Genomic DNA, 3,200 nt, shown 5'->3' with positions numbered 1-3,200 from the left:
CCGGGGGCCCGCGCGCCCTGCCTGCCCTGCGTGCTCATGCTCCCGAGCCTACGCAGCCGGGAGCTTGGACCTCGACCGTGTTTCCGCCGTGCGGCGGTGGCACACTGCGCCGGGACACGCCGCGCCCGCCGGCCGTGCCGCCCCCTGCCGACCGACCGCCCCGGGAGCCGAGCCGATGTCCTTCACCACCCGCCCGACCCTGCAGGGCACCTTCGGGATGGTCTCCAGCACCCACTGGCTGGCCTCCGCCTCCGCCATGGCCGTCCTGGAGGACGGCGGCAACGCCTTCGACGCGGCCGTCGCGGCGGGCTTCGTCCTCCAGGTCGTCGAGCCGCATCTCAACGGCCCCGCCGGGGAGGTGCCGATCATCCTGGCGCCCGCCGGCGGCCCGGTGCGGGTGCTGTGCGGGCAGGGGCCCGCGCCTCGCGGCGCGACGGTGGAGCACTACACCTCGCTCGGCCTGGAGCTGGTGCCCGGCACCGGCCCGCTGGCCGCCGCCGTCCCCGGCGCGTTCGACGCCTGGATGACGCTGCTGCGCGACCACGGCACCCGCGAGCCCGCCGACGTGCTGAAGTACGCCGTCGGCTACGCCGAGCACGGCCACCCGGCCGTACCCGGGGTCGGGGCGACGGTGGAGCGGGTGCGCGAGCTGTTCGAGACGGAGTGGACGACCTCCGCCGAGCTGTACCTGCCCGGCGGACGCTCCCCGGCGCCCGGCGCCCTGCTGCGCAACCCCGCCCTCGCCGCCACCTGGCGGCGGCTGCTGGCCGAGGCGCGGGCGGCCGGGACGGGACGCGAGAGGCGCATCGAGGCCGCCCGGCGGGTGTGGCGCGAGGGCTTCGTGGCCGAGGCGCTCGCCGACTTCGCCGCCCGTCCCGCCATGGACACCTCCGGCGAGCGCCACGCGGGCACCCTCACCGGCGACGACATGGCCTCCTGGTCGGCCGCCTACGAGGAGCCCGTCACCCACGACTGGAACGGCTGGACGGTCTGCAAGGCCGGTCCCTGGTCGCAGGGCCCGGTGATGCTCCAGCAGCTCGCCCTCCTGGCGGACCTGCCCGGGAACGGACCGGAGTACGGCACGGGGGAGTACCTCCACACCGTGATCGAGGCGAGCAAGCTCGCCTTCGCCGACCGCGAGGCCTGGTACGGCGACGCGCAGGGGGCCGGCACCGTACCGCTGGAGGACCTGCTCTCCGGCGCCTACACCGCGCGGCGCCGGGCCCTCATCGGCGAGAGCGCCTCCCACGAGCTGCGCCCCGGCAGCCCCGGCGGACGCACCCCCCGGCTCGGCGCCCACGCCGCCGGGGCCGCCGCGCGGGCGGAGGGCAGCGCGGCGGGCACCGGCGAGCCCACCGTGGCCCGCGACGGCGCGACCTCCGGCGACACCTGCCACCTGGACGTCGTGGACCGCTGGGGCAACATGGTCAGCGCCACGCCCAGCGGCGGCTGGCTCCAGTCCAACCCCACCGTCCCCGCTCTCGGCTTCCCGCTCGGCACCCGGCTCCAGATGGCCTGGCTGGAGCCCGGACTGCCGAACACCCTCACCCCCGGCCGCCGCCCGCGCACCACCCTCACCCCCTCGCTGGCACTGCGCGACGGGGAACCGGTCCTGGCCTTCGGCACGCCCGGCGGCGACCAGCAGGACCAGTGGCAGACCCACTTCCTCCTCGCCGTCGCCCTGCGCGAGCCGGTGCGCGGCGGCTACGACCTCCAGGGCGCCGTCGACGCCCCGAACTGGCACCACGAGGGCTTCCCCGGCTCGTTCTGGCCGCGCGCCATGCGGCCGGGAGCCGTCACGGTCGAGTCCCGTGCCGGCGAGGCGGCCGTACGCGAGCTGCGGCGGCGCGGGCACCTGGTGACCGTGGGCGGCCCCTGGACGGAGGGGCGGCTGTGCGCGGTCGCCCGCGACCCTGAGACGGGCGTGCTGTCGGCGGCGGCCAACCCGCGCGGGATGCAGGGCTACGCGGTCGGCCGCTGACGGCCTCGCGGCGGCTCGGCCAAGTGGACCGGGGCCTGCGTTCACCCCGCGGCCATCCGCCGTCCGGCCGGAACCCCCGGCGGCGTGTTTCCATGGACGGATGATCGACGACGAACTGCTGACGGGTGTCGAGGAGGCCGTGCGCAAGGCCGCCGCGGCCGAGGTCATGCCGCGCTGGCGGCAGCTTGCCGAGCACGAGGTGACCGAGAAGAGCGGCCCGCACGACCTGGTGACCATCGCCGACCGGCGCGCCGAGGAGTACCTGACCGGGGCCCTGACCGCGCTGCTGCCCGGCTCGGTGGTCGTCGGCGAGGAGGCGGTGCACGACAATCCGGCGGTCTACGGGGCGCTGGGCGGCGAGGCGCCGGTGTGGATCGTGGACCCGGTGGACGGCACGCGCCAGTTCGTCCACGGGGACCCCGGCTTCTGCACCCTGGTGGCCCTCGCCCGCGGCGATACGCTGCTGGCCTCCTGGACGTACGCGCCGGCCCGCGAGGAGCTGGCCGTCGCCGTGCGCGGCGAGGGCGCGCGCCTCAACGGCGAGGAGATCCGCTCCGGCGGCCCCGCGCCGGACGCGCCCCTGGAGGTCGCCCACTCGCACCCGGACTTCACCACCGACGCGCAGAAGCGCTCCCTGGAGGGCCTGTACACCGACGGGGTCAGGCCCCGGCCGTGCGGCTCGGCGGGTCTGGAGTACCTGAACGTGGCGCGCGGCGCGCTCGACGCGACCGCCTTCACCTGGGAGAACGCCTGGGACCACGCCGCCGGGCTGCTGCTGGTGGCCGAGGCGGGCGGCGGTCACGCCACGCGCACCGGGGAACCGTTCCGCCTGGCGGGCGGCAACGCGCTGCCCTTCACCGCCGCCCGGGACGCGCTGACGGTGCGTCGTATCCTCTCCCTGCTGGCCTGAGCCGGTCAGACCTCAGCGCCGAGGGGAGAATCCGACGTGGCGTCGATGCGGGACGTGGTCGTGGTGGGAGCCGGTCCGAACGGGCTGACCGCCGCGGTGGAGCTGGCCCGGCGGGGCTTCTCCGTCGAGCTGTTCGAGGCGATGGAGTCGGTCGGGGGAGGGGCGCGCACCGAGGAGCTGACGCTGCCCGGCTTCCGGCACGACCCCTGCTCGGCCGTGCACCCGCTGGGCGTCGGCTCGCCCGCCTTCTCCGCGATGCCGCTCACCGAGCGGTACGGGCTCGAATGGCTCCACCCCGAACTGCCCCTG

At 76.6% G+C, this 3,200-nt stretch carries 3 protein-coding genes; all 3 read left to right on the top strand.

Features of this window, described 5'->3' with window-relative positions; all coding sequences use genetic code 11:
* The first annotated feature begins 175 nt into the window (after window positions 1-175).
* The gene (locus L7D48_RS27545; protein WP_237883623.1) at window positions 176-1,981 is read left to right on the top strand and encodes a gamma-glutamyltransferase family protein; all 1,806 of its coding nucleotides are present in this window, start codon (window positions 176-178) and stop codon (window positions 1,979-1,981) included.
* Window positions 1,982-2,081: 100 nt separating this feature from the next.
* The gene (locus tag L7D48_RS27540; RefSeq protein WP_237883621.1) at window positions 2,082-2,891 is read left to right on the top strand and encodes an inositol monophosphatase family protein; all 810 of its coding nucleotides are present in this window, start codon (window positions 2,082-2,084) and stop codon (window positions 2,889-2,891) included.
* 45 nt (window positions 2,892-2,936) lie between these two features.
* Window positions 2,937-3,200 (top strand): FAD-dependent oxidoreductase (locus tag L7D48_RS27535; protein ID WP_256463329.1); only part of this gene is annotated, 264 nt, incomplete at its 3' end.

This window comes from Streptomyces sp. ICN903 (assembly GCF_022015835.1).
GTDB classification, from domain to species: Bacteria; Actinomycetota; Actinomycetes; order Streptomycetales; family Streptomycetaceae; genus Streptomyces; species Streptomyces fenghuangensis.
This window is presented reverse-complemented; position numbering and strand designations above follow the sequence as displayed.

Bases quoted from the DNA above. Each gene is read 5' to 3' on its own strand.
- L7D48_RS27545 (WP_237883623.1), top strand. From the start codon at position 176: ATGTCCTTCACCACCCGCCCGACCCTGCAGGGCACCTTCGGGATGGTC.
- L7D48_RS27540 (WP_237883621.1), top strand. From the start codon at position 2,082: ATGATCGACGACGAACTGCTGACGGGTGTCGAGGAGGCCGTGCGCAAG.